The organism is Nonomuraea sp. NPDC002799 (assembly GCF_053592075.1).
The window spans coordinates 199,311-224,081 of record NZ_JBSFVA010000015.1 but is presented as its reverse complement, the minus strand read 5'-3'; the positions used below and the strand labels follow the sequence as shown (position 1 = coordinate 224,081).

Here is a 24,771-nt window from a genome sequence, read left to right as displayed (position 1 = left end):
TCCCGCGACATCAACACCCGCGCGGCCAACACCCGCGACATCAACACCCGCGCGGCCAACACCCGCGACATCAACACCCGCGCGGCCAACACCCGCGACATCAACACCCGCGCGGCCAACACCCGCACCGTTAACACCCGCACCATCAACACGCGTGCGGTCAACACCCGGACCGTCAACACCCGCACCTTCGGCAACACCCGTGCGGTTCGGTTCGAGATGGCCGCGGTCTCCTAGCCGTGAGCATCTCTGACCGGACACATCTGCACACGCGGGTAACGACACCGTGAGCGACACCGTGCCGGGCCACCTGCTGGAACCTGCCCTGGTTCGGCTGGCGGCCCGGCTCGGCGCGGTTCCGGGGCTGGCGGAGGTGGAGCGGGACGCGCTGCACGCCGCCGCCGAATCGGCACTGCGCGACACCGTACGCCGGCTCATCGACCGGGTGCTGCTCCTGGAGCTGCACGCGGCCCGGCTCACCGGCCGGCTCACCGCGACCGACCCGGCGGCCCGGTGGGCGGAGTGGCAGGCACAGACGGCCACTTCCGCCTTCTGGACCTCGCTGGGCGGCCACTATCCGACGTTGATGCCCCGGCTGCGCCGGGTGATCGGCAACAGGTGCGCGGCGGCGCTGACCCTGGCGCACCGGTTCGTCACCGACCGCGCCGCGCTCGGCCCGCTCATGGGTGGCGGCGGGACCGAGCTGGCCGAGGTGGAGTTCGCGGCCGGGGACAGCCATCGGGGCGGGCAGACCGTGGTCCTGCTGGGTTGCGCGGGCGGCAGCGTCGCCTACAAACCGCGGCCGGTGACCGTGGACCGCGCCCTGGCGCGCTTCCTGGAGCGGGTGCTGCACGATGAGCCGGCCGACACCCGGATCCGGGTGCCCGAGGCCGTGGCCCGTGCCACCTACGGCTGGGTCGAGTTCGTCGAGCACCGCTACTGCGACGGTGACGAGGAGCTGCGTGCCTTCCATCGTGGCCTGGGGCATTGGCTGGCCGTGATGCTCCTGCTCGGCGGCAGCGACATGCACGCCGAGAACCTCATCGCGGCCGGGCCGGTGCCCGTCGTGGTGGACTGCGAGACGTTGTTCACGCCGCTGCCACCCGCCATGGAGCTGGGTTTCGGCGGCGCCACCGACAGGGCCGCGGCGCTGCTCGGCGGCTCGGTGCTGAGCACCGGCCTGCTGCCGGACCGCGGCGTGGCGCTCGGCTGGCGGGGCATCGACCCGTCCGGGATCGGCTCGCTGCCCGGCCAGCAACCGGCCGCGGAGCTGCAGGTCATCCTGGACGCGGGCACCGATCGGGCCAGAGTGGGCCGGGCGCCCGTCGAGGTGCCCATGGAGCGGAACCTGCCGAGCCCCGAGCCGGTGCTGGGCGCGTACTGGGACCAGGTGGTCGCCGGTTTCACCGAGCTCACCGAGCGGTTGCGGAGCCTGGACGAGGCGGGTGAGCTGGAGCCGGCGCTCGCGGGTTTCGCCGACGTGCCGGTCCGGGTCGTTCCGCGCTCCACCGAGTCGTACGCCGAGCTGGGCCGCATGTTGTGGCACCCGGCGTCGCTGCACGACGAGCCCGCCGCCCGCGAACGCGCCGCGGCCGTGCTCGCCCGGCAGGCGGTCGACGTGCCCGGCAGGCCGGACGATCCGGCCGTGATCGCGGCCGAGGTGGCGGATCTGCTCGTCGCGGATGTGCCCGTGTACTCCACCACGCCTCGCCTGGGACGGCTGACCGGGCCGCGCGGCACGACGTGGGGAGCCGCGGAGGACCGGTTCGCCGGCACGCTGCGCCGCTGGCGGGCGGCCGACCTCGCGGTGGAACGGCAGGTCATCCGATCCGCCGTGGTCGGCGCGTACCTGAACGACGGGTGGTTGCGCGGCGCGCGGGCCCTGGTGCCGCGCCGGGTGCGTACCGCGAACCTGGACCGGCGCCGGCGTACGGCGGCGGCCGGGATCGTGCGCGGGCTGGCCGTGTCCGCCGTGCGGGGGGACGACGGCAGCGCCACGTGGATCGGGCCGGTGCTCGACTCGGCCGGCTGGGCGGTGCTGCCGCTCGGTCTGGACATGTACGGCGGTACGGCGGGGATCGCCGTGCTGCTCGCGGGCTACGAGCACGAGGTGGAGCACGACCGGGCTGATCCGGTGCCCGAGGCGTCCGAGCTGCTGCGGGCCGTGCTGCGCACCATGCGCGACACCGAGGATGCCCTGCTGTCGGCCGACGCGCGGGAGGCCGCCGGAGGTTATCTCGGTATCGGGTCGCGCGTCTGGGCCTGGCTGCTCCTGGGACGGCTCGGTGCGGTGGAGCCGGCCGAGGCGGTGTCCCAGGCGTCGGCTGTGGCGTCCGGTCTGCCTGCCTCGCTTGCCGGCGACGTGTCGTTCGGGCTGGTCGGCGGGCTGGCGGGGGCGGTGGTGCCGCTGCTCAGGTTGAACGAGCATGTCGAAGGCGGGCACGCCGGCGCGGTGGCGCTGGCGGATGAGATCGGCTACCGGTTGGCGGCAGCGGCGGAGGTCCGCGGCGGCGTCGCCCGATGGGCGAGCCCGGAGTCGTCCCTGGGCTCCGCCGGGCTGGCGCATGGTGCCGCCGGGATCGGCTGGGCGCTGTCCCGTCTGGCGACGGCCACCGGAAACACGGAGGCGGCAACTCTCGCCACCACCGTCTCGGAGCAGCCGGAACGCTCGACCGCCACCGCGATCGGTGCCGCCACCTGGGCTTATGGAGCGGGCGGGATCGGGGTCGTCGCGGCGGACGAGTTGCGGCGGGTGGCCCCGGGCGACCCGGCGAGCGCCGCACGGTGGCGCGCCGTGTTGCGGCGGGCGGCGGCGGTGTGCCGGGCGGACGGTTTCGGCCGGAGCCACACCCTGGCCCACGGAGATCTCGGCGCCTGGGAAGTGCTCACGCTCGCCGCCGCCGCCGGCGCGCTCGACGTCGACAGGGAGCGGCTGGACGCCCGCGTGCTCACCGGGATCGAGGAGTTCGGCCCTTCCAGCGGGTTCGCCGGGGACGCGCTGGTGCCGGGGCTGCTGTCCGGGCTCGGCGGCGTCGCGTACCAGTTGTTGCGGATGCACCCCGGCTGCCCGCTGCCCTCCGTCCTGCTCCCCGACCCGGGGGCCGGCGACCTGACGGCGCACGTTCAGCCCTCGGCGGCCGGGCTCTCCCAGGGGGCGCGGTCGTAGGGGGTGAGCGTGGCGCTGCGGAGGATCGCCACGTGCAGGGCGCTGGTGGCCGGGGTGGGGTCGATGCCCAGCTCTTCGGCGAGCGTGACCCGGAGCCGCTCGTAGGCGGCCAGCGCCCTGGCGGGCTCGCCGGCCAGCTCGTACGCCCGCATCAGCAGGCGGCAGGCGATCTCGTCGAACGGATCCTGCGCCACGGCGGACTGGGCGGCCAGCCGCGCCTCCCGCGACCGCCGGCGGCGCAGCGCGGCGGCGGCGGTCACGTGCAGCGCCCGCCGCAGGACGTCGGCCCGCGCCGCCCTGGCGGGCTCGGCCCACGCCGCGTCCGTGGCGTCGGGGAACACCTCGGCGTCGGCGACGAGGCGGACGGCGTCGCCCGCGAGCCGCATGGCCCGGCGCGCGTCGCCCGCCAGAGCGCCTTCGGCGACGCCGGCCAGCTCACGCGCCTCCCACAGGTCGACGCGGACGTCCCGGCCCAGGCGGTATCCGCTGCGCCCGCCGAGCACGACGCCGGGGTCGAGCGTGGCACGCAGTCTGCTGACCAGCGTGGCCACGTTGTCCCCCGGCCGCGACGGCCACGTCTCACCCCACAACGCCTCGGCGGCGGCGTCCAGGTGCACCAGCCGCCCGTCGGCCACGGCGAGCAGCGCCAGCAGCGTACGCGCCTTGCGGCTGCCCACCTCGGCGCCGGTCAGTCGGCGCGCCCCGACGAAGACGGCGAACTCGCCGACCAGCCGTAACCGCACCTCACACCCGCTGTCCACGACTCCCCGAACCACGGGGCCGGTGAGACGGAGCCCGTCCATCGCACGCCCTCCCGCTCATCCGGCCCGGCCTCCGAGGAGGGCGTGCACCTGTACGGCGACCAGGCAGAGCACCAGGACGCCGGCGCCCAGGGTGAGTCCCGGAAAGCCGAACGTGCCGACCACCGGGCCGGCGATCAGCCCGCCCGTCGCCGCGCACAGGCCCACCGTCATGTCGGCCGTGCCCTGGACCCGGACGCGCCGCTCGGCCGGAACCGACTCGCTGAGCAACAACGAACCGGACACCAGGCAGGACGACCAGCCCACGCCGAGCAGCACCAGCCCGGCGGTGAGCCGCCAGGAGTCGTGGCCGGACGTGCCGATCACCACGGTGGCCGTCAGCAACAACGCCGCGCCGGTCACCAGTCCCGCCCGTCGCCCGAACCGGTCGCAGAGCCGGCCGACCAGCGGCGACAGGACGTACATGCCCAGCACGTGGGCGCTGGCCGCCGCGCCGATGACGGTCAGGCCCGTGCCCGCCGCCGCCATGTGCACGGGGGTGATCACCATCAGGGGCAGCATGACGGAGTGGCTCACCACCATCGTCATCAGCGCCAGCCGCGCCGGTGGGGTGGTCAGGATCAGGCGCGGCACCCAGGTCCCGCCGGGGGCGGGGCGGGGCGGCTCGCCGGCGACCCGCCGGGACAGCAGCAGCGGGTCGGGGCGGAGCATCGTCCCGGCCACGGTGGCCGCCACCAGGAACGCCACCGCCGCGAAGACGTAGGCGCCGGTCAGCGGGGGCAGGCCGGCCCGTTCGGCGATCGCGGCGGTGGGCCCGACCAGGTTCGGGCCGATCGCCACGCCGGCCGTCGCGGCCCAGACGACGGTGGACAGGGCGCGGGCGCGCTGCGCGGGCGTGGCCAGGTCGGTGGCGGCGTACCGGGACTGCAGGCTGGTGGCGGTCGAGGCGCCGTACAGGATGAGCCCGGCCATCAGGACGGGCAGCGAGTCCGCCCAGCCGCCCAGGACGGCGACGCACGCGCCGATGAGCCCGGTGCTGAAGCCCGCGACCATGCCTCGCCGCCGCCCGAACCGCTGCATGATCAGCACGATGGGCAGGGCGAGCAGCGCCGCCCCGGCCACCTGGGCGCCCTGCGCGTATCCGGCGGCGGCCGGATCGCCGGCGACGGACGCGGCGAGCAGCCCGCCGGCCGTCGTGCCCGCCAGCGCGCCCACGCCGCCGACGACCTGCGTGACGGCCAGCACGCGTACGGTCCGCGCCTGGACGCGGGCCACTTCGGCGTCGGCGGCCGTCCTGTCCACGTCGGAGGGGTTCCGGATGTCCGTCACGGCAGTCGGTAGGCCAGCAGCCGGCCGTTGAGTGACACCGAGTTGTCGGCGACGTACAGGGTGTCGCGGGTGAACGACAACGAGCTGGGCATGGTCAGGCCCTCGGTGACGACCGGCACGGTGGTCCCGTCGCGCTCGACGCGGGTGACCCGGCCGGCCGGCGGCGGAACGGTGTAGGGGCTGCCGGTGTACTCGACCTCCAGGACGTGCAGCCGTCCCCTGGCGTCGACGTCCATGTCGAGGATGGGAGAGAAGCCCTGGGCGAAGACGCGCGGCGGCTGCCCCGGGGTCACCTGCCAGACGCGCGCCACCTTGCCGGTGTACGGGTAGCCGGTGTACTCGCTGACGTAGTACGAGCCACGGGGGCCGCGTACCACCGAGGTGGGCACCGCCTGGACCTGCACCGGACCGTTCGGTGTGGTCACCGTCTGCGTCGGGAACACCGCGACGACCGAGATCGAGCCGTTCCCGGCGACCCGCAGCAGCGCGTTGGCCCCGGCGTCGGCGACCAGGAAGCCGTCGCCGTCCGCCATCGCGGCGTACGGATGGCACCACAACCCGGAGAAGCCCGCGCCGCCGTCGGGGTTGTTGGCGATCTCGTGGGCGGCCAGGTCGGCGAACGGCCGCAGCCCCTTGCGGGTCGCGTACGCGAGCGTGCCGAGCTCACGGCCGGCCTCGCCGAGCGCCTCGCGCCCCGTGGGGTTGTTGGCCAGGCCCATGACGACGACCAGCCCCTTCGGCGTGAGGAGCATGTCGCTCGGCCCGTGCGCGAAGGTGCCGTCCTTGGTGCCGAGCGACGCGGTGCCGCTGACCAGCGTGGTCTTGCGGCCGTGCGTGAACAGGGAGACGGCGCCCGTCCGGCTGAGGCACTGCTCGGCGCCCGCGCTGCCCGGGCTTCTGGGCAGGCACGGCTCGGTGCCCTCCCGCCCGGACTCGGCGACCAGCACCACGCCGTCGGCCAGGGCGCGGATGCCGCGCGGATGGGCCAGCCCCTCCGCGACGACCCGGGGAGCGGACAGGGCGGGCGACGCGCCGGCCGCAGGCCGTGCGGACAGGGCGGGCGACGCCGCGGTGGTGGCCTGCGCCGGGAGGGGCAGGGCCGCGCAGGCGAGCAGGGTCGCCGCGAGAACGATGGCAGGTCTCATCAGGAGACGTCCTTTCTGAACGGTCCGCCCGCCGCCTCGGCGCCTTCGCGCAGAACGAAGCGGCGGAGTTTGCCGGTGTGCGTGCGCGGAAGCTCCGCGGCCACGCGGACCGACTTGGGCACCTTGAAGGCGGCCAGGTGTTCGCGAGCCAGCGCGATCAGCTCCGGCTCCAGTAGCGCGGCGTCCACCCCGGGCGTGCCCGGCACCACGAACGCGCGCAGCGCGGTGACACCGGCGTCGTCGCGCACGGACACCACGGCCACCTCGCGGACGCCGGGATGCCGGGCGAGCACCGCCTCGATCTCCGTGGGCGCCACGTTGATCCCGCCGACGACCTCGATGTCGTCGGTGCGGCCGTGGTGCGCGTACGTGCCGTCGGGGTTGCGGCTCACCCGGTCGCGGGTGTTGAGCCAGCCGTCCACCAGCACGTTCGCGGTCAGCTCCGGCGCGCCGAGATAGCCCGGCATGATCATGGGGCCGCGTACCCACAACTCCCCGATGTCGCCGTCGGCGACCGGCCCGCCGTCCTCGCCGCGGAGTTGCAGCTCGCATTCCGGCACCGGCCGCCCGAGGGTGCCGAGGGTGTTGTCCCAGACGGTGTTGGCGCAGTAGGCGTGACCGGCCTCGGTCGCGCCGATCTGCTCCAGCACCGGCGCCCCCAAGGACCGGGTCACCTTGGTCCCGAGCGCCGGAAGCAGCCGCTCGCCCGCCGAGACGGCGGCGCGCAGCGACCCGAACCCCTGCGGCGGGCAGTGGTCGAGCAACTTGGCGTAGAACCCGGGGACGGAGAACAGCAGCGTGACCGCGTACCGGTCGATCGCCGCCGCGACCTCCTCCGCCTTCGGCCGGTGCCCGAACAGCACCGCGCCGGCCCCGGTGAACAGCGGGAAGACCAGCGCGTTGCCGAAGCCGTAGGCGAAGTACACCTTCGACACCGACAGCAGCACGTCCTCGGCGCGGACGTCGAGCACGCCCTTGCCGACGCACCGGTGATAGGCCGCGAGCTGCCCGTGGGTGTGCACCGCGCCCTTGGGGGTGCCGGTGGTGCCGGAGGTGTACTGGATGTACAGGGGCTCGTCGGGGCCGACGTCGACCGGTCCGGGGACCGGGCGGGTACGGCCCGAAGCGAGCAGGTCGTCGGAGGTGACGTGGCGGGCGGCGTCGTAGCGGCCGCGCAGCGCGGCGCCGGCGACGATCGTGTGCGGCGCGCAGTCGGCGGCGATCCTGGAGTGGTCGGCGGCGGTGACGTCCGGGTTGACGATGACGGCCGGCGCGCCGATCCGGGCCGCGCCGAGGAAGGCGGCGATCACGCCCATGCCGTCGGGGAGCGCGAGCAGGACGCGGTCGCCCCGGCGCACCCCCCGAGCGGCCAGGCCGGCCGCGGCGGAGGCGGCCATCCGGTGCAGGCTCGCGTGCGTGTGCGGGACGCCGTTGTCCCAGAACGCCGTGCGCCCGAGCCATCCTCCGCCGGCGGCGAGCTTCTCGATCTGCCGGGTGACGTTCATCGGGCCGCCTCCGGCAACCCACCGGCCACCAGCTCCTCCTCGACGGGCTCTCCGTCCAGCCCGAGCAGCGGGGCGCACGCCTTGAGCAGCATCTCCTCGTACTCGTCGGCGGGGTCGGAGTCGAGCACGATGGCGCCGCCCGCGCCGATCCTGATGCCGTCGGGGGTGAAGACCGCCGTCCTGATCGTGATGTTCAGGTCGGCGGTCCCGTCGCAGCCCAGGAAGCCGATCGTGCCCGAGTACGGGCCGCGCGCCTCCGTCTCCAGCTCGTCGATGATCTCCATGGTGCGCAGCTTGGGCGCGCCGGTCATGGAGCCGCCGGGGAAACACGCGCGCAGGCAGTCCACGGCCGACGCCTCGGGCCGCAGCGACCCCCGGATCGTCGAGACGAGCTGGTGCACGGTCTGGTACGACTCGACCTGCATCAGGGCGGGCACGTGCACGCTGCCGGGCTCGCACACCCGGCCGAGGTCGTTGCGGAGCAGGTCGACGATCATGAGGTTCTCCGCGCGGCTCTTCGGGTCGGCGGCCAGGGTGGTGCGCAGGCGTTCGTCCTCGGCCTGGGTGGCGCCCCGGGGAGCGGTGCCCTTGATCGGTTTGCTCTCCACGACGCGGCCCTTGTCGATCTTCAGAAAGCGTTCGGGCGAGGAGCAGGCGACCTGGACGCCGCCGGCCGACAGGTACGCCGCGTACGGCGCGGGGTTGCGGGTGCGCATCCGGCCGTAGAAACGCAGCGGGCTCACGAGGGCGGGCAGGCGCACCGCGTTGGTCAGGCAGATCTCGTACGACTCGCCCGCCAGCAGCTCCTCCTGGCAGCGCCGCACGTCGGCCAGGTAGCGGGCGCGGCCTCGTACCAGACCGGCCTCCGCCACGGCGCGCAGGCCGGGACCGCCCGCCAGGCCGTCCGCCGGCGGCGCCGGCGCGGGCGTGATCCCGCCCGCGGTCGTGGCCGCCCACTCCAGCCAGCCGGCCGCCGCCCGCTCCGACTCCCGCGTGGCGACGCTCAGGGCCACCAGGTGCAGGGTGTCGTCGGCGTGGTCGACGACCGCTAACCGGTCGGGGAACATCCACACCGCGTCCGGCACCTCGGATGAGTGCTTGGCCGAGGACCCGCAGTCGGCCTTGACCTCGTACCCGAGGTAGCCCATGAACCCGCCGGTGAAGTCGAACGGCAGCTCGGGCGTGTGCACCGACCGCCGCCGGAGCTCCTGGTCCAGGACCTCCAGGATGGAGCCGGCGGCCCGCCTCGTGCCGGCGCCGACCGTCTCGATGCTGACCTCCCCCTCGCCGACCCGGTAGGTCAGCACCTCGCCGTGCGCGGAGGACGCCTCGGCCAGGTAGGAGAATCTGGCCAGGCCGGGGCCGTGCCGGGCGCTGTCCAGCCACATGGTGTGCCGCGAGCCGCCGAAGAGCGCGTGGTAGACCGGCTCGCTGCCGGCGCGCAGCGGGACCGACCGGGTGTGCGCGGTGTACTCCAGCTCGGCCGCGGGCCACACCGGCGGGCGGCCGTGGTGCCGTTCGACGATGCGCCGGAAGTTCGCCAGCAGCCGCGCGCCGTACTCGGTCAGGACCGACTCGGGGTGGAACTGCACCCCCCACACCGGACGGTGCCGGTGGCGCAGCCCCATGAGCACGCCGTCCTCCGCCCACGCGGTCGCCTCAAGGTGGGCGGGCAGCGGCTCGGGCACCCGCAACGAGTGGTAGCGCACGCCCCTGAAGTCCTGCGGGATGCCGTGGAACAGCTCGTCGCCGGTGTGGCGGACACGGCTGACGTGCCCGTGCCGCGCGGCCGGGGCCCGCTCGACCACGCCGCCGCCGACCGCCGCGATCCCCTGGTGCCCGAGGCACACCCCGAGCACGGGTACGGTCGCCTCCCGCAGGACGTCGGCGCACCGGCCGAAGTCCTCCGGGTTGCCGGGGTCGCCGGGGCCTGGGGAGATGACCACGCAGTCCAGCTCGGCGGCCAGGTCGACGCAGCGCGGGTCGTCGTTGGCGACCACCACGGGATCGACTCCGTTGATCTGCGCCAGCAACTGGAACAGGTTGTAGGTGTAGGAGTCGTAATTGTCGATGAGCAGGCAGCGGATCAACTCCGGCCACCGCCGATCACGGTCGTCTTGCGGACGGCGAGCATGTGCATGAGGCCGTCTCCGTACAGGGAAGGGGGCATCGTGGCCCAGGGCAGCACGGGGGCGGTGACCACCCGGCCGATGCCGGGCTCGTCCTCGGCCAGGCGGGCCAGGTGATCGTCGCCCAGCACGGTCACGACCAGGGAGTCGCGTAAGGGCGCCACGCCCTCGTCCGGGTGCCAAGGGGCGACGACGACGAACGGCGAGGTCAGCTCGGTGTGCACGCTCGGATGGCCGGAGCTCGGCGCCGACAACACCACCGGGCGCACCGCGTACGAGCCGTCGTCCAGCGCGGCCAGCGGATCTCCGCCGTAGTGCGGGGCGGTGTGGTCGGTCAGACCGGCGGCCAGCTCGTCCAGGTGCTTGCGCAGGACGGTGGCGCGCTCGGCCGACACGGCGGGCAGCTGGGCCCGGTCGTCGGTGACGAGGTGGGCCGGGGTCGCCGCGAGCCGCTCGGCGAGGGCGTCGGCGAGCGCGCCGGGGTCCTCGGTGGTGAGGATGGCCGAGACGTTGTCGCAGCGGACGCCGCCGTCGCCGAGCACGGTGTCCAGCAGGTAGTCCAGCTCGGCGGCGGAGGGCTCGTGGTCGATGACGAGCTTGCTGCGGCCGGGGCCGTTCACCCGGACGTCGCGCCGCCGCTCCCACTGCCGGGTCAGCTTGGGCGGGCCCTGCACGGCTCCGGCGTCCGCGTGCTCGACCAGCAGGTGGCCGATCCGGTCCGGCCCCGGCAGCAGCGTGAGCTTCTCCGGCGCGACCCCGGCCGCGCGCAGCGCGCCCATGAGCCGGTGCGGCGTGAACGGATCGGAGCGTCCCGGGCGGATCATGACGCTGTAGCCGATCGACAGTGCCCGCACCCAGAGCGAGTTGCCTCCGGAGTGGGTGCCGAGGTTGGTGAGCATGGCGAAGAGCCGGCCCCGGGGGATCCAGCGGGCGGCGACGCCGTCCACGTCCGGGATCGGCGGCAGATCGAGCGCGTTGTGCCGCCGGACGTCGGTGAGCACCCGGGCCAGGTAGTGGAGGCCGTCGCGGACGACGGGCTTCGGCACGCCGGTGGCGAGCGCGCAGCGGTTCAGGTAGTCGCCGGGCGACTCGCCGTCCACCTCCTCGGTGAGCAGGATCTCGGCGGCCCGCGCGAGCGTCGCCTGGTCGGGCGGTACGCCGTCGGCGGCGTCGCGGACCCGTTTCACCGCCGGCACCGCGGTCAGCGGCGCGGCCAGGCGCACCTCCGCCACGCGGCCGCCGTGCACGCCGATGAGGTCGGAGTGGTCGTGACTGTCCATGGGCTGGCCGGCGACCAGCGGCCGGATCGTGGGGATAACGGTTGGCATCGGCAGGTCTCCTGCGCGTTCGGTCGGTCAAGGGTGGTGGCGGGCACGGGGGCCGCGCGTCATCGGGCGAGCTCCTCCGCGAAGGCGGTGACCACCCGCCGCGCCTGCGCCGGGTTGAGGCGCGGGTCGCAACCGGTCCGGTAACGGGTGGGATCGATGCTGGGCAGCGGTCGCTCGGCGTGGTCCAGGCACTCGACCACGTCGTCCGGGGTGATCTCCAGGTGCAGGCCCGCCGGGCGAACGCCGTGGTAGCGGGTGACGCGGACGAACGATCGTGCCTCGGCGATGACGTGATCGACGACGCGGATCTTGTATCCGTCGTGGCGGCCCGTGTTGCCGTGCATCGGATCGCACAACCACAGCGGCCGGGCGCCGCTGTCGCGGGCGGCGGCCAGCAGGCCGGGCAGCGACTCGGCCACGCGGCCGGCCCCCAGCCGGGCGACGAAGGTCAGCCGGCCGGGCTCCCGTCCGGGGTCGAGCGCCTCGACGAGCGCGGCGACGTCCTCCGGGCGGGCGGACGGGCCGAGCTTGACCGCCACCGGGTTGGCCACCCGCGCGGCCAGCGCCACGTGCGGGCCGTCGGCCTGGCGGGTGCGGTCGCCCACCCACAGCAGGTGGGCGGAGGAGGCGTAGACCGCGCCGGCGATCCCGGCGGGCCGGACCAGCGGCTCCTCGTAGGGGTGCAGCAGGGCCTCGTGGCTGGTGAAGACGGGGTACGGGGTGCGGGCGGCGGCCAGGTGGCCGAGCACCTCGGCGGACTTGTCGTAGGCGAGCAGCAGCCGTCCCGCCTGGGGGGTGCGGGCGAGCGGGGTCGCGGCCAGGCCGTTCACCGCGTCGCCCATATAGATCGGCACCTGCGAGCCGTCGGCGACGGACTCGGTGGGGAACGACCTCGGCTTGGCGAACTGGCCGGCGATCCGGCCGACCACCACGGTCCCGACGGGGTCGCGGACGTCCGCGAGGATCGCCGCCAGCTCGGTGAGCTGCGCGACCTTGCGGGCGACGAGGCCGGGCGACACCTCGGCGAACAACTCCGCGCAGTCACCGGCGTGCAGGACGAACCCGCCGGCCGCCGCGACCTCGGCGAGCCGCTCGCGCAGCGCGCGGGTGGGCGCGAAGGACACGAGGGCGGGCCGCCGCCCGAGCTCCGCGACCACCGCGGCGAGGTCGCCGGCGGACCAGTCGGGCATCGGCACGGCCGAGGCCGCCGCCGACCGGGAAAGCAGCATCGGTGCACCCTTCTGACAGGACGGGGAGGGGAAGGACGGGAGGTAGGAGGACGGGTCGGTCGTTACGGCCGGGTGGCGATGCGCTCCGCGATGGCGTCCCACAGGTCGTGCCGGGCCTCCAGCGCGGTGTTCAGCGTGAGCGCGCACTGGTCCCACTTGACCTGGTCGTCGCCGCAGAGGTCGACGAGCATCTGCATCGCCATCGGCGTGTGCTGCTCGCCGTCGACCTCGATGTGCCGCTCCAGGTAGTCGCGGAACGTTCCCAGGACGTCGGCGTGCCGGTCCATCCGCATGACCTGGTCGAACATCTCGGGGATGAGGTCCTCCCTGCCGAAGGCGAACGCGGCGGCCTGGCAGTGCAGCGGCGCGTCGGCGATGATCCGCCAGGTGGTGCCGACGAACGCGGCGGCCGGGCGGGGGACGTCCGCGCCGGCCAGCCCGTCGGGGACGGTTCCGCCGGCGCGCAGGCAGGCGATGAACGTCTCGATGGCGGTGGTGTCGGCGCCGGCCTGCCGCATGCCGTCGACGTACAGCTCGAAGTGGCTGATGTAGCCGCCGGCCAGGGTGTCGCTCTCCTCCACCAGCACGATCTCGTTGACGAGCCGGCGGCTGGTCTCCGGGCCCTCCGGCACCCAGGGCACCCGTACGCAGGTGAGCTGCCGCTGGAGGCTCTTGAGCAGGGACATGAAGTCCCAGACGGCGAAGACGTGGTGCTCCATGAAGGTGACCACGTCGCCGAGGTCGTTGAGCGAGGTGTACATGGGGTGGGCGAGGATCTTGTCCCTGATCGGCTCGATGGCCTGCTGGAGGCCGTCCAGCCCCGGGTGCGAGATGCCCCACTTATAGCGATTTGTCGACATTTAATGCTCCAGGTTGTGTGGTCGGAATCTGAGAGGTCATCGGGAAGTTTTCGAGCGGCACCTGCGGCGGCTCCTCCTCGGTGCCCAGCAGCCCGCGGATCTCCAGCCGCTTGATCTTCCACGTGGAGGTGCGCGGGAAGTCGGCGAAGTGCCACTGGACCGGGCTCTCCAGGCCGGGCAGCCCGGCCACGGCCGCCGCCCAGCGCCCGCGGTCGAGCGGCCGGTCGTGCCGGGTGGCCAGGATGGGCGTGGGCCGCCCCGCCCGGTCCGGCACGATCACCAGCTCGGAGATCTCGGGCAGGCGCTCCATGAGAACGTCCTCGAGCCCGAGGTTGCTGTCGATGTCGCTGATCTTGTCCACTTCGCGGTCGGCCAGGTGGACCCGGCCCGCCCGGTCCCGCCAGCCCATGTCGCCGACATACCACCAGCCGTCGGTGAGCTGGGACTGGAAGCGCTCCTCCTCGCCCAGATAGGTGCGGACCCGGCCGCGGGTGCGCACCTCCAGGCGGCCGATCGTGCCGCGCGGCGCCGGCCGGCCCTCGGCGTCGACCACCCGCAGCCGCACGAAGCCGGGCAGCGGGTAGCCGATGCAGCGGCCGTCCATCCGCTCGACGTTGCGCCTGGTGTTGAGCCAGCCGGTGAGCGGGCCGGTCTCGCTCTGGCCGAACAGTTGCAGCAGGGCCGGACGGCGGTGCCGGGAGGCCGACAGGAGCTTCTTGACCGTGCCCGGATGGATGGCGTCGAAGGTGCTGCTGTAGTAGCGCACCCCGGCCAGCGGCCCGTCCGCCTCGTCCGCGAAGTCCTCCCACAACACGAAGTTGTTGGGATGGGTCTCCACAAGAGCCGGCCGGGTCGTCGAGAGCATCCTGCGGACCGTGGTGAGCCCCGTCTCGCTGATCACCGCGAGCGGATTGCCGTAGAACAGGAACACCCCGAGGGAGTTGAAGAACCGCGAGTGCACGAACGACATCGCCAGCAGCACCCGCGAGCGGTGCCGGACCGGCCAGGCCAGCAACTGCTGGGGAAGCAGGCGGTGGGAGAGCGTACGCGTCGTGTGCACCATCAGCTTGGGCACGCCGGTCGTTCCCGAGGAGTGGGTGATGAGCGTCGCGTGGTCGGGCGGCAGGTCGATCGGCGGGCGCCGGGGCGCGCCCGCCAGCGCCCCGAGGTCGATGACCCGGGCGCCGTCCGGGCCGGACGGCCCTGACGGCACCTCGGACGTGGACGTGCCGGACGGCACGTCTGACCGGGCCGGGCCGTCGGTGAGGATGACCCTCGTGCCGGTGAACGTGCCCTCGCCCGTGAGCCTGGCGAGCTGGGCCGCGTCCGTGACGATCCACGGCGACGACAGCCGGGCCAGCAGGATCAGGACCACGGAGGGGTCCAGCGCCGGGGAGAGCATGACGGGCACCGCGCCCGCCCTGGCCGCGGCGCAGGCCAGCAGCGGCAGGTCGAAGTTCAGGCCCTTGTAGACGGGGACGTACTCCCCGCGTCGCACGCCGGCCGCCCGCAGGCGGGCGGCGAGGTCGTCGACGAGGTCGGCCAGCTCGTCGTAGTCGTAGGTGGTCTGGTCGGAGCCGAGCACGCTCAGCGGCCGGTCCAGCTTGACCGTGGCGGCCGGGTTCCGCCGCGCCGCCTCCTCGAACATCCGCCCGATGCGGAACGTCCGGCGCAGTGCCGTCCGCATGATCGGCGCCAGCGCGCCCGCTCCCATCATGGTCTTCCCTCTTCGTCGCTCATGGTCGTCATCCGTCCTGATCGGGGCGCCACGCGGCGAAGCGCCGCAGGCCGTAGAGCAGCGGGACGCCCGCCGCCCGCGTCACGTCGGTGACCTCGCCGAGCACCACCGCGTGATCGCCGACGAGCAGGCTCCTGGTCACCCGGCAACCGGCGTAGGCGACGGCGTCCTCCAAGAGCACCGGCTGGCCGTTGGCCTCCGAGAAGGCCCAGGTGACGTGGGCGAACCGGTCGTCCACCGGCCGGGAGAACAGCTCGGCGACGCCGCGTCCCTCGGCCCGCAGCAGGTTCACCGCGAACCTGCCGCTCTGGCACAACGCCTCCAGCGTGGAGCTGCGGGTGTGCAGGCAGATCAGCAACGTCGGCGGGCTCACGGCCACGCTCGTCAGCGACGAGCAGGTCAGCCCGCGCGGGAAGCCGTCGGCGCCGGTGCTGGTCACCACCGCGACGCCGGTGGGGAACGTGCCCATCAGCGCGCGATAGTCGTCCTCCGCGCACGTCTGCTCACCGAGCTTCGCTGACACGGCCATGGCCTTCGCTCCGTCGACTGCGATCTCCATCGGGCGCCCGTCACGCGCCGCTCTGCCAGAGCCACCGCTCTTCGCCGTATCCGCTCACCCAGCTGTGCGGCCCGTGGACCAGGCTCTGGGTGAGCTCGGGCCGGGCGTGGAAGGCCGCCAGAGCCTGGCGCTGGGTGAGTGACCGGGCCACGAGAGCGTCGGCGGCCGACTTGCGGGCCTGCCACGCCTCCAGCGGCTCGGTGCCGGTGACGAGCTCGGCCGGGTAGTTCTGGCCGAGCAGCAGGCAGTCGACGCCGTCCAGCTCGTAGAAGGTGGGGGCGGCGGCGCGGGCGAGCCGGCGGGTGATCGGGTCGCGCAGGTGCAGCGGCGCGCCGGCGGCGTAGACGTCCAGCAGCGGCTGGATGCCGGAGACGTCGGTGGAGGTCCAGACCTCGCGCCAGAACGGCGTGTCCCGGCGCCGGTTGTAGCGGTAGTGCAGGGCCAGGAACCAGCGCAGGCCGTCCCAGCGGTTCGCGGTGACCCGGTTGAGCGTCTCGCTGGGCACCGGGTGCTTCCAGGACGCCGGCAGCAGCGGCATCATCGACATGATCGTGAACACCAGCATGAGCAGGCTGCTGGACTCCAGCGGCTCCACGAACGCGTAGGAGTTGCCCACCGCGATGACGTTCCCGCGCCAGGTCTTCTCGTGCCGCCCGACCCGGAAGCGCACCGTCTTGAGGTCGCCGACCATGCCGTGCTGGCGGACGACCTCGTCGGCGGCCTGGTCGCCGGACATGAAGGCCGAGGAATAGACGTAGCCCACGTGGTCCTCGTCGGGGACCGGGATGCTCCAGCACCAGCCCGCGTCCATGGTCGCGGCCGTAGTGTACGGCTCGATCGCCTCGCTCTGGTTCGTGTAGCCGGTGACCGCCGTGTCGGTGAAGAGGCTGTCCGAGTAGCTGGTGAAGCCGGTCTTCAGGGCGTCGCCCAGCAGCAGGGAGCGGAATCCGGTGCAGTCGACGTACAGGTCGAAGTCGAGGCTGCGGCCGTCGGTCGTCCGCAACGACTCGATCCAGTCCTCGCCGGACAGGCGGACGTCGCTGATCTGGGCGTCCACGTGTTTGACGCCGCGCTCCGCGGCGATCTCGGCGAGGAAGGTGACCAGGGCGCGGTTCTCCAGGTGGTAGGCGAACGGGAGGTCGTCCATCAGCGAGACGTACTCGCCGTCGTCCGTGCGGAACACCGGCACCTTGTTGTGCAGCATGAACAGCGACTGCAGGGTGTAGGCGTTCGGGTCGTTCCTGGTGGCCATCGAGCCCAGGACGCCGATCGAGTTGGCGCCCCAGTCGAAGGGGGCCATGATCCCGTCGGGATAGGGGCCCCAGTCGAACTTGATGCCGAGCTTCCAGGTCGGCTTGACCCGCTTGAGGAAGTCCAGGGCGTCGATGCCGAGATAGTGGTGCAGGAACGCCAGCAGCGGCGGCGTGGTGGCCTCGCCGACGCCGATGACGGGGATGTCGCTCGACTCGACCAGCGTGACGTCCAGCCAGGGCCGCCTGGCCCGCAGCGCCAGCGCCGTCAGATAGCCGGCGGTGCCGCCGCCGATCACGCCGATGCGGCGCACGGCATGCGGGTCGTCGGGGTCGGGGCGGGACAGCTCGTGGGAGAGCGCGGCGCGTTCCCGGTCGGGGACTTGGGAGCGCCACGCGCCCGCGCCGTTGGCCTCGGGGCCGGGCAGCAGGCTGGACAGGGCGCGCGCGTCGGCGCCCGGCATGGTGCCGGCCAGCAGATCGATCTTCTCCGACCAGGTCAATCCGTGGTTACTCGTCATCTGTGCGTCTTCTCTCTCGAAGTACCGCTTTGTCCGGGGGGTCCCAGGAGTCTCAGGGGGGTCTCAGTACAAGCCGCCGCGCAGCGTGATGGGCCCGCGCGGGCCGTAGGGGGCCTTGTCCAGCCAGGCGCCGAAGCGCGGCAGACGGGGAGCCAGCGTGGCGGCGCCCGCCAGGGCCAGCCGGGACCAGGCGGACTCGGCGCGCAGGTGCCGCAGCGCGCCTTCGACGCGGGCCCTGTTGTGCCGCGCCGCCTGCCGCCGCACCGTGTCGTAGTCGTCGACGACGCCGCGCGCCCGCTCCACACTGGTCGAACGGAGCGCGAGGCACACCGCGGTCGCCGCCGCCTCGGCGTCCGCGATCGAGCTGTTCATCCCCCGCGCGCCCAGCGGGGCGAACAGGTGCGCGGCCTCCCCGGCCAGCAGGACGCGCCGGTGCTCGTCGGCGAAGCCGGTGGCGACACGCTGCAGGCAGGGATAACGCGACACCCACAGCACCCGCTCCGCCTGCTCCGGCGAGACCACGGCCGGCAACCACCGGCGGACGGCGTCGGGCTCGCTCAGCGCCTCGCCGTCTGCCGGGTCCCGGCACTGCACGTCCACCTGGACGCCGCCGGTGAACGGCACGATCAGCAGGTTCCGGCCGTCGAGCGCCGGATGCCGGTAGTGCAGGTGCCGCTCCGCCGGCGCCCCGCCCGGGTCCTCGCCGGACAGGTCCACTGCGACGCGGTAGTCGGTGGAGCGGCCACCGTCCATCTCGATCGGGATCGACGCGCGCACGGCCGACCGCGCCCCGTCGGCGGCGATGACGTAGCGCGCCCGCCACTCACCGCCGTTCTCGGCGCGGACGGTCACGCCGTCCGGGTCGGACCGGACCGAAACCACCCGGGCCCCCCAGACGGGCTCCACGCCGGCCGCGCGGCACGCGCCGAGCAGGAACCGCTCGGTGTCGAGCTGCCGCAGGCTCGCGTACGGAGGCAGCCCACTACCCTGCCCCGCGTCGTCGTAGCGGCGGGCGTAGACCTCCCTGCCACGGTAGAAAGTGCGCGCGACCTGCCACAGGACACCGAATCCCGCGATCTTCTCCCCCAGTCCAGGGCTCAGCCGCTCCAGCCGCTCCAGCGTCTCCTGGTGCACGAACAGCGCCCGGCTGCCCGGCCGCTCCTGGTCCCGGGCGTCCGCCTCGATCAAGGTCACCTCGACGCCGAGCGACCGGGCGGCCAGAGTGGCACTCAGACCGGCCGGGCCGGCGCCCACGACCAGCAACTCCTGCTCATGGCTCATCGATCGGACCTTCCTAGTCGGTGATCCCCCGCCACTCGCACGGACAGCGAGGATCACTGATCGGCCAAGGGGGGAAATCCGCTCACCCCGTGGACTCGGGGCGCGGCAGCGGGGCACGGAGCCGTCGCTCACGCAGTTCAACAGGCGCGGGGCCGACAAGTCCACTACCTGATTGAGTAGTGGACGAGCGGGAAACCGCCTTTTATGGTGATGCCGTGAGTTCACGAGAGCAGCCGTGTCAAGTCAAATGACTTTTCGGGTGCGGCGCCCGTGTAAATTCTGCCGACCTCTTGAAGGAATTCCATGACGAGTCAATCCGCGCGGCTGCCGCTGTTCCAAATCGCCCGCGAGAGCTATGCGACCATGGGGAAGTTCGCCCAGACCGTGACGCAGAGTGCGCTGCGGTCGGGGATCGAGGCCGAGGTCGTCCACCTCGTGAAGATCCGGGTCTCCCAGGTGAACGGCTGCGCGTACTGCATCGACATGCACGTCATCGACGCACAGGCCGAGGGCGTCACCGCCCAGCGCGTCCACCTGCTGGACGCCTGGCGGCACGCACCCCGATTCTTCACCGAGCCTGAGCAGGCCGCACTCGGCCTGGCGGAGGCGATCACCCTGCTCGGGACCGACCCGGTCGACGACGACGTCTACCAGCGGGCCCGCAAGCACTTCACCGAGGAGCAGGTCGCCCACCTCATCTTCGTGGCGACCGTCATGAACGCCTGGAACCGGCTGGCCATCTCGGCCCGGCTGGCGCCTGGCGCGTACAAGGGCCGTTCGTGACCGGGAATCGGCGCCTCGTCAGCCACCCGCAGGTCCCCAAGCCACACGCAGGGAGTAGAGCATGTCCGCGGTAGACGCGCACGCACCGGCGACGGAGCTGAGCCGGCACCTCCAGGAGACCCTCGACTGGCACTTCGACCCGGCGACGGGGTCGAGGTTCTGGCTGGAACTCGCCGGCGGGCTCGGCTTCGACCCGCGCGCCGACATCCGGTCCGTCGCGGACCTGCGCCGCTTCCCCGACGTCGGGGAGCTGCTGCGGACCGTGCCGGCCGAAGACCTCATCCCCCGGGGCGGCACGGGAACGTACGAGGTGTTCGACTCCGGCGGGACGACCGGGACGCCCAAACGCATCGTGGACGCCACCTCGCGGGTCGCCAACGCCGACTGGTGCGCCGACGTGCTCGACTCCCACGGCTTCCCGGCCAGGGGAAACTGGCTGCACATCGCACCGTGCGGGCCGCACGTGGTCGGCCGGACCGTCCGGCGCATCGCGGCCAGGCGGAACGGGCTGTTCTTCACCGTCGACATGGACCCACGCTGGGTGCGCAAGATCCTCGCCGACGGGCGGGACGACCTCGCCGGCGAGTACGTCGAGCACGTGCTCGACCAGATGGAGGCGATCGTCTCCACCCAGGACATCCGGGTGTTGTTCATCACCCCGCCGATGCTGGAGGCGGCCTGCGCGCGGCCCGCCATCTACGAGGTCCTGTCCGAGCGCCTGGAAGGGCTGCTCTGGGCGGGCACCTCCGCGGGGCCGGAGACGCTGCGCCTCATCGAGGAGACGTTGTTCCCCAAGGCCAAGGTGTGCGGCATCTACGGCAACACGCTGATGGGGATCGCGCCGCAGCGCCCCCGCGAGCCCGGGGACGAGCAGCCCTGCGTCTTCAGGCCCTACCACCCGGCCTCGGTCGTGGAGATCGTCGACCCGGACACCCGCATCCCCGTGGCCTACGGCGAACGCGGTCAGGTGCTCATGCACCTGCTCTTCCGCGACATGTTCCTGCCCAACATCCTCGAACGCGACACCGCGCTGCGGATCGCGCCCGGGGCGGGCGACGTGGTCGACGGGATCGCCTCCGTCCTCCCCGTCACGACCGAGGAGATCGTTGAAGGGGTCTACTGAGGCCCACTGACGCTTCAGGGGGAAGGTGCCGTTTGGACACGATCAGCGTCTTCGCGCAGGACGGGTTCATCGCGAGCGGGCCGATCGAGGACGACCTGCTGGTGGCCGACTCCTGGCTGGTCGTGGACGGTGCGGTGCGTTTTCTCGCCGACCACGGCCGCCGCTTCAGCCTGGCCTGCGAAGCGGCGGCCCTGGCCGGAGACCGGGTCGCCGCGATGTGGCGGGCGGCCGTCGACGCGCTGCCGCGAGAGGGGGACTGGTTCCCCCGCGTCGAGCTGTCCGCCTCCGGCGAGCTGCGGTTGCGCGTGCGTACGGCGCCGCCCAGAGGCGGCCCGCTGACCGTCTGGGTCCGGCCGCCCGGCGACCCCCGGCGCGTCCCCCACGTCAAGGGGCCGGATCTCGTCGCCCTCGGCCGCCTGCGGGCCGAGGCCCAGCGGCTCGGCGCTCATGAGGCGCTGATCACCGCACCCGGCGGATGGGTGGTCGAAGGCGCCACCACGAGCCTGCTGTGGTGGGAGGACGACACCCTCTGCGTGCCGTCGAGCGAGCTGCCGGCGTTACCCGGAGTGACGACCGTGCGGCTCCAGCGCCGGGCCGCCGAGCTCGGCATCCCGGTGGCCGGCCGGCACCGGCGCCCGGAAGACCTCGCGGGCCGCGAGATCTGGCTGGTCAACGCGCTGCACGGCATCCGTCCCGTGCGGCGCTGGGCGCTGCCCGAGCTCCTGCGCCCCGGCCCGGTCAAGCAGGCGCCGTCCTGGCAGGCGTGGCTGGCGGCGCAGGCGGCGCCGTTGCCTTCCCGGCTCGCACAATGAGCGGCGCAAGGGCCACTAAGAAAGAGCTGCCTTTTCGCGATGTACGGCCCATCCACTTCATCCGTGACGGGCGGTCGGACGAATAGTGTCTGGACGGCAGAAAACCGATAGGGGGCGGCACCAGATGTCGATCGGTTTTGACAATATCGAAAAACAAAGATGGCGTCCGTTGTTCAAGCTCCTGCGGCAGGCCGGGCCCGGCTGGACGCTGATGCTCCAGGCGCAGGAGGGCGAGCCCGCCGAGACGCTCCGCTCCGTGGTGGCCGCGGCCCGCCGGCGGGGCATGCACATCCAGCACCGGTCGCAGCCCTCCGGCACGGAGGCCGGCCCGGCCGTCGCCGCCATGGCCCATCGCAAGGTCTGGGTGCTCCTGGTCACGCCGCCCGGCCTGATGGAGAGCGAGGCGAACCGCGAGGCGCACCGCGAGGCCACCGCCGCCGACACCCTCGCCCACGCCGTACGCGAGATCCTGCCGGTGTCCGCCGAGGCCGCCGTCAAGCTGGCGGACCGGCTCCTGGACAAGCTGGACTCGCTCGATCCCGCGCTCGCTCCCCACCTGGTGACCGTGGCGGACGCGCACCTCGCCGACGGCCGGCTGGCCAGAACCGGCGTGCTGCTGCGCGAGAGCCTGCTGCGGCCACTGCCCGGCGAGGTCGCGGCGGAGCTGCGTACCCGGCTGGTCCACGTGCTGGTCGCGGGCGGCAGGATCGCCGAGGCGATCACCGTCGCGCAGGCCGCGCCGCCCGAGCAGGACCAGCACGACGGCGACCGCGACGACGCGCGGGCCGCGCTGGCGTTCGCCCTCTCCCTGCGCGATCCCGAACGAGCCGCGCGGCACGCGGCGACGCCCGCGCTTTCGGGGGCGGCGGCGGCGGTGACCACCTCCACGCTGGCCGCGGGCGCGTGGCGGCGCGGTGACGCGGGGCAGGCCATGCGGCTCGCCCGGCAGGCCGTCACGATCGCCGACGACAACGTCCCGCCGGTGTGGCGGATGCTCGTCCGGCTCGCCTACGCCCGCAAGCTCATGAGCGGCGGCCGCTACACCGAGGCCGACGGCCACATCAAGCAGGCCACCGGCGAGTTGTCCCGCCCCGGCGCGCCCAGCGCCTACGCCCCGGCCCCCGCCATCGCCCGGGCCGAGCTGCTGATGCGCACCGGCCACCTGGAGCAGGCGCTGGAGCTGGCCGAGGCGGCCCTGCGCACCGCCCGCGAGATGGACGCCGGCCTGCTCGTCCCGCTCGGCCACGCGGTCCTGGCCGAGGCGAGCCTGCGGAGCGGCGACCTCGACCGCAGCCGCTGGCACGCGGAGGTCCCCGGCAAACTCCGCGCGGCCGGCCGGCCCCGCCTGTGGCCGGTGCACCCCGAATGGATCCGGGTGCGCATCGCCGCCGAGTTACACGGCCCGCAACACGCGGCCCGGCTCTTCACCGCCGAGCACGCCGACCTCGCCACGTACGGGCCGCTGCTGCTCGACGAGCCCGGCGCGGCCGTCTGGCTCACCCGGCTCGGCATCGCGGCGGGCGACGACGGGCTCGCCGGCCAGGCCCTCGCCGCGGTGGAAGGGCTGAGCAGGCGCAACCCGCAGTGCCACCGGCTCGCCGTCGCCGCGCGCCACGCCAGGGGGCTGCGCGAGAAGGACGTGACGGTGCTGCGCTGGGCCGCCGCCGAACATCCCGACCCCTGGGACCAGGCCGGGGCCCTGGAAGACCTCGGGGCCCGCCTCGCCGCCCCGCCCGCCGCCGACCTCATCGAGGCCGCCCGCCGCTACCAGTCGGCCCTGTGCCTGTTCGAGCAGATCGGCGCGGTACGCGACAGCGAGCGCGTACGCGGCCGACTGCGGAGACTGGGGCAGGAGCCGGTGCCGATCCGGCAGGGGCGGTCCCTGTGGCGCGGGTTCAGCGAGACCGAGTGCCTCATCGCGCTGCTGGTGAGCCAGGGGCTGACCAACCATCAGATCGCCGGCCGGGTCTCGTTGTCGGCGCACACGGTCAACTACCACCTGCGCAAGATGTTCCGCAAGGTGAGTGTCAACTCGCGCGTCGAGCTCGCCCGCCTCGTCAACGAAGCCGGCCGTGACTCCCTGGCCACTCCCTGCGCGTCCCGGGCCCTGCCCTGACCCTCGGGGCGTCCGCCGTACCGAGAAATGTGCGTTGATCGCGATATCCCCCCGGACCTGCTCGAACGCCGCCAGGTTCGCGCGGGCGGAGGGGCCGGGGCGGCGGACCGCCCGCATGGGTGCGGGGGAAGTGGGCAGCGAGTTCTGCGCCGGACCTTCCGGGCGGCGCCTTGCACGTGGTCACGTCCGGCGAGGTCGTCAGCGGAGCGAAACGACGTGGAGGACAAGGTGACGCCTATGCATTCCGACCAACCGAACGAGGAGACACCGGCGGGCGAGCGGCGCGGGCGCGTGCCACGATCGTTGCTCACCGCCGCGACCGCCGCGTTGGTGGCGACGAGCGGGGTCGGCGTGGCCGCTGCGGCGTCGGGCACACCCCCGACCCCGACGCCGACCGCGACTCCCACGGCGACCGTGACGCCCACGACCACGGGGACGCCCACTGGGACACCCACTGGGACGCCCACAGCGACGGCGACCGTGCCGCCCGTCAAGCTGGCGCCGATCAGCCCGTGGGGCTTCGCAGGGGCCATGCACGGCGAGTTCGTGGTGGCGACGAAGGACGGGTGCGGCACCGTGACCGTGCTCGCGCAGACCGGGCGGGCGCTGTCCGTCGTGGACGGCACCATCACCGTGCAGAGCCAGGACGGCTTCGAGCGGGCGTACACGATCAACGAGGACACCCAGACGATCGCGGGCCGGCGCGGCACCAGCGCGGTCAGGGAGGACGACTGGGTGTCCGTGACCGCGACCACCGACGGCCAGACCGCCACGGCCCTGTACGTCTACGACCTGTCGCGGCCGTCCAAGCGGTACTGGACGGGCAAGGGCTGGAAGCCGTCCCGGCAGGCGTGGGCCGGTCCGCCGTCGTGGCGAGCCCCGGCCGTGTGCCCCACTCCGACGCAGACCCCGACCCCGACCGGATCCCCGACGGAGACACCGACTGCGACCCCGACTGCGACTGCGACCGAGTCCCCGACCGGGACGCCGACAGAAACCCCGACCGCCACGCCGACCCCCACGCCGAGCCCGTGACCGGCCCTCCGGCCCGCAGGCGCTCTGTCGGTGACGCGGCTTAAGCTCGCGGATCGGGTGCGGCTCGACCTCCGCCACCCGGCCGGATCGCCCTTCTGACG

The 24,771-nt window shown here is 73.5% G+C and carries 19 protein-coding genes; 7 read left to right on the top strand and 12 right to left on the bottom strand.

The window, feature by feature from the left end; genetic code table 11:
* A partial coding sequence (locus ACWD0F_RS26820) for a hypothetical protein (RefSeq protein ID WP_449879953.1) occupies positions 1-237 on the top strand: 237 nt, incomplete at its 5' end.
* A gap of 49 nt (positions 238-286) precedes the next feature.
* Positions 287-3,166: a type 2 lanthipeptide synthetase LanM family protein gene (locus ACWD0F_RS26815; RefSeq protein ID WP_449879951.1), complete on the top strand. Its 2,880-nt coding sequence runs from the start codon at positions 287-289 to the stop codon at positions 3,164-3,166.
* On the opposite strand, the gene ACWD0F_RS26810 is transcribed toward ACWD0F_RS26815, so the two are convergent.
* From ACWD0F_RS26810 to ACWD0F_RS26755, 12 genes are all read right to left on the bottom strand, one after another.
* Positions 3,124-3,969: an AfsR/SARP family transcriptional regulator gene (locus ACWD0F_RS26810; RefSeq protein ID WP_449879949.1), complete on the bottom strand. Its 846-nt coding sequence runs from the start codon at positions 3,967-3,969 to the stop codon at positions 3,124-3,126. The two genes, ACWD0F_RS26815 and ACWD0F_RS26810, sit on opposite strands and share 43 nt — an antisense overlap.
* A gap of 15 nt (positions 3,970-3,984) precedes the next feature.
* Complete coding sequence (locus ACWD0F_RS26805; protein ID WP_449879948.1) at positions 3,985-5,256, bottom strand: MFS transporter; 1,272 nt, start codon at positions 5,254-5,256, stop codon at positions 3,985-3,987.
* Complete coding sequence (locus ACWD0F_RS26800; RefSeq protein WP_449879946.1) at positions 5,253-6,401, bottom strand: ScyD/ScyE family protein; 1,149 nt, start codon at positions 6,399-6,401, stop codon at positions 5,253-5,255. Before ACWD0F_RS26800 ends, ACWD0F_RS26805 begins: the two co-directional genes overlap by 4 nt.
* Positions 6,401-7,906: an AMP-binding protein gene (locus ACWD0F_RS26795; protein ID WP_449879944.1), complete on the bottom strand. Its 1,506-nt coding sequence runs from the start codon at positions 7,904-7,906 to the stop codon at positions 6,401-6,403. The genes ACWD0F_RS26800 and ACWD0F_RS26795 overlap by 1 nt, the downstream gene beginning before the upstream one ends.
* Positions 7,903-9,993, bottom strand: a complete 2,091-nt coding sequence (gene pabB / locus ACWD0F_RS26790; RefSeq protein ID WP_449879988.1) for an aminodeoxychorismate synthase component I — start codon at positions 9,991-9,993, stop codon at positions 7,903-7,905. Before pabB ends, ACWD0F_RS26795 begins: the two co-directional genes overlap by 4 nt.
* Positions 9,993-11,363 (bottom strand): aldehyde dehydrogenase family protein, encoded by a 1,371-nt coding sequence (locus ACWD0F_RS26785; RefSeq protein ID WP_449879942.1) that lies wholly within the window; start codon positions 11,361-11,363, stop codon positions 9,993-9,995. Before ACWD0F_RS26785 ends, pabB begins: the two co-directional genes overlap by 1 nt.
* Positions 11,364-11,422: 59 nt before the next feature.
* Positions 11,423-12,592 (bottom strand): 3-deoxy-7-phosphoheptulonate synthase, encoded by a 1,170-nt coding sequence (locus tag ACWD0F_RS26780; RefSeq protein WP_449879940.1) that lies wholly within the window; start codon positions 12,590-12,592, stop codon positions 11,423-11,425.
* Positions 12,593-12,654: 62 nt separating this feature from the next.
* Positions 12,655-13,452: a DUF3050 domain-containing protein gene (locus ACWD0F_RS26775; RefSeq protein WP_449879938.1), complete on the bottom strand. Its 798-nt coding sequence runs from the start codon at positions 13,450-13,452 to the stop codon at positions 12,655-12,657.
* Positions 13,433-15,169: an AMP-binding protein gene (locus ACWD0F_RS26770; RefSeq protein WP_449879936.1), complete on the bottom strand. Its 1,737-nt coding sequence runs from the start codon at positions 15,167-15,169 to the stop codon at positions 13,433-13,435. Before ACWD0F_RS26770 ends, ACWD0F_RS26775 begins: the two co-directional genes overlap by 20 nt.
* 28 nt (positions 15,170-15,197) lie before the next feature.
* Positions 15,198-15,719 carry a flavin reductase family protein gene (locus tag ACWD0F_RS26765; RefSeq protein WP_449879935.1) on the bottom strand — a complete coding sequence of 174 codons (522 nt, stop codon included), beginning with the start codon at positions 15,717-15,719 and terminating at the stop codon, positions 15,198-15,200.
* A gap of 40 nt (positions 15,720-15,759) precedes the next feature.
* Complete coding sequence (locus ACWD0F_RS26760) at positions 15,760-17,520, bottom strand: tryptophan halogenase family protein (RefSeq protein ID WP_449879933.1); 1,761 nt, start codon at positions 17,518-17,520, stop codon at positions 15,760-15,762.
* Positions 17,521-17,583: 63 nt separating this feature from the next.
* A complete protein-coding gene (locus ACWD0F_RS26755; RefSeq protein ID WP_449879931.1) occupies positions 17,584-18,801 on the bottom strand; it encodes an FAD-dependent monooxygenase in 1,218 nt (405 codons plus the stop codon).
* Positions 18,802-19,104: 303 nt separating this feature from the next.
* Here ACWD0F_RS26755 and ACWD0F_RS26750 point away from each other — a divergent pair, with 303 nt between their 5' ends.
* The 5 genes from ACWD0F_RS26750 to ACWD0F_RS26730 all read left to right on the top strand — a co-directional run bounded on the left by ACWD0F_RS26750 (position 19,105) and on the right by ACWD0F_RS26730 (position 24,670).
* Positions 19,105-19,584 carry a carboxymuconolactone decarboxylase family protein gene (locus tag ACWD0F_RS26750; RefSeq protein ID WP_449879929.1) on the top strand — a complete coding sequence of 160 codons (480 nt, stop codon included), beginning with the start codon at positions 19,105-19,107 and terminating at the stop codon, positions 19,582-19,584.
* 61 nt (positions 19,585-19,645) lie between these two features.
* Positions 19,646-20,707 carry a phenazine biosynthesis protein gene (locus tag ACWD0F_RS26745; RefSeq protein WP_449879927.1) on the top strand — a complete coding sequence of 354 codons (1,062 nt, stop codon included), beginning with the start codon at positions 19,646-19,648 and terminating at the stop codon, positions 20,705-20,707.
* Positions 20,708-20,739: 32 nt separating this feature from the next.
* Positions 20,740-21,519: an aminotransferase class IV gene (locus ACWD0F_RS26740; RefSeq protein ID WP_449879925.1), complete on the top strand. Its 780-nt coding sequence runs from the start codon at positions 20,740-20,742 to the stop codon at positions 21,517-21,519.
* A gap of 169 nt (positions 21,520-21,688) precedes the next feature.
* Complete coding sequence (locus tag ACWD0F_RS26735; RefSeq protein WP_449879923.1) at positions 21,689-23,635, top strand: LuxR C-terminal-related transcriptional regulator; 1,947 nt, start codon at positions 21,689-21,691, stop codon at positions 23,633-23,635.
* A 237-nt stretch (positions 23,636-23,872) separates the two neighbouring features.
* Entirely contained in the window at positions 23,873-24,670 is a 798-nt protein-coding gene (locus tag ACWD0F_RS26730) for a hypothetical protein (protein ID WP_449879921.1), read from the top strand.
* Positions 24,671-24,771: the final 101 nt, after the last annotated feature.

Coding starts and splice junctions, on each gene's coding strand:
- ACWD0F_RS26810 (WP_449879949.1), bottom strand. CDS start 3,969: ATGGACGGGCTCCGTCTCACCGGCCCCGTGGTTCGGGGAGTCGTGGAC.
- ACWD0F_RS26800 (WP_449879946.1), bottom strand. CDS start 6,401: ATGAGACCTGCCATCGTTCTCGCGGCGACCCTGCTCGCCTGCGCGGCC.
- ACWD0F_RS26795 (WP_449879944.1), bottom strand. CDS start 7,906: ATGAACGTCACCCGGCAGATCGAGAAGCTCGCCGCCGGCGGAGGATGG.
- ACWD0F_RS26785 (WP_449879942.1), bottom strand. CDS start 11,363: ATGCCAACCGTTATCCCCACGATCCGGCCGCTGGTCGCCGGCCAGCCC.
- ACWD0F_RS26780 (WP_449879940.1), bottom strand. CDS start 12,592: ATGCTGCTTTCCCGGTCGGCGGCGGCCTCGGCCGTGCCGATGCCCGAC.
- ACWD0F_RS26775 (WP_449879938.1), bottom strand. CDS start 13,452: ATGTCGACAAATCGCTATAAGTGGGGCATCTCGCACCCGGGGCTGGAC.
- ACWD0F_RS26770 (WP_449879936.1), bottom strand. CDS start 15,169: ATGATGGGAGCGGGCGCGCTGGCGCCGATCATGCGGACGGCACTGCGC.
- ACWD0F_RS26765 (WP_449879935.1), bottom strand. CDS start 15,719: ATGGCCGTGTCAGCGAAGCTCGGTGAGCAGACGTGCGCGGAGGACGAC.
- ACWD0F_RS26760 (WP_449879933.1), bottom strand. CDS start 17,520: ATGACGAGTAACCACGGATTGACCTGGTCGGAGAAGATCGATCTGCTG.
- ACWD0F_RS26755 (WP_449879931.1), bottom strand. CDS start 18,801: ATGAGCCATGAGCAGGAGTTGCTGGTCGTGGGCGCCGGCCCGGCCGGT.
- ACWD0F_RS26750 (WP_449879929.1), top strand. CDS start 19,105: ATGACGAGTCAATCCGCGCGGCTGCCGCTGTTCCAAATCGCCCGCGAG.
- ACWD0F_RS26745 (WP_449879927.1), top strand. CDS start 19,646: ATGTCCGCGGTAGACGCGCACGCACCGGCGACGGAGCTGAGCCGGCAC.
- ACWD0F_RS26730 (WP_449879921.1), top strand. CDS start 23,873: ATGCATTCCGACCAACCGAACGAGGAGACACCGGCGGGCGAGCGGCGC.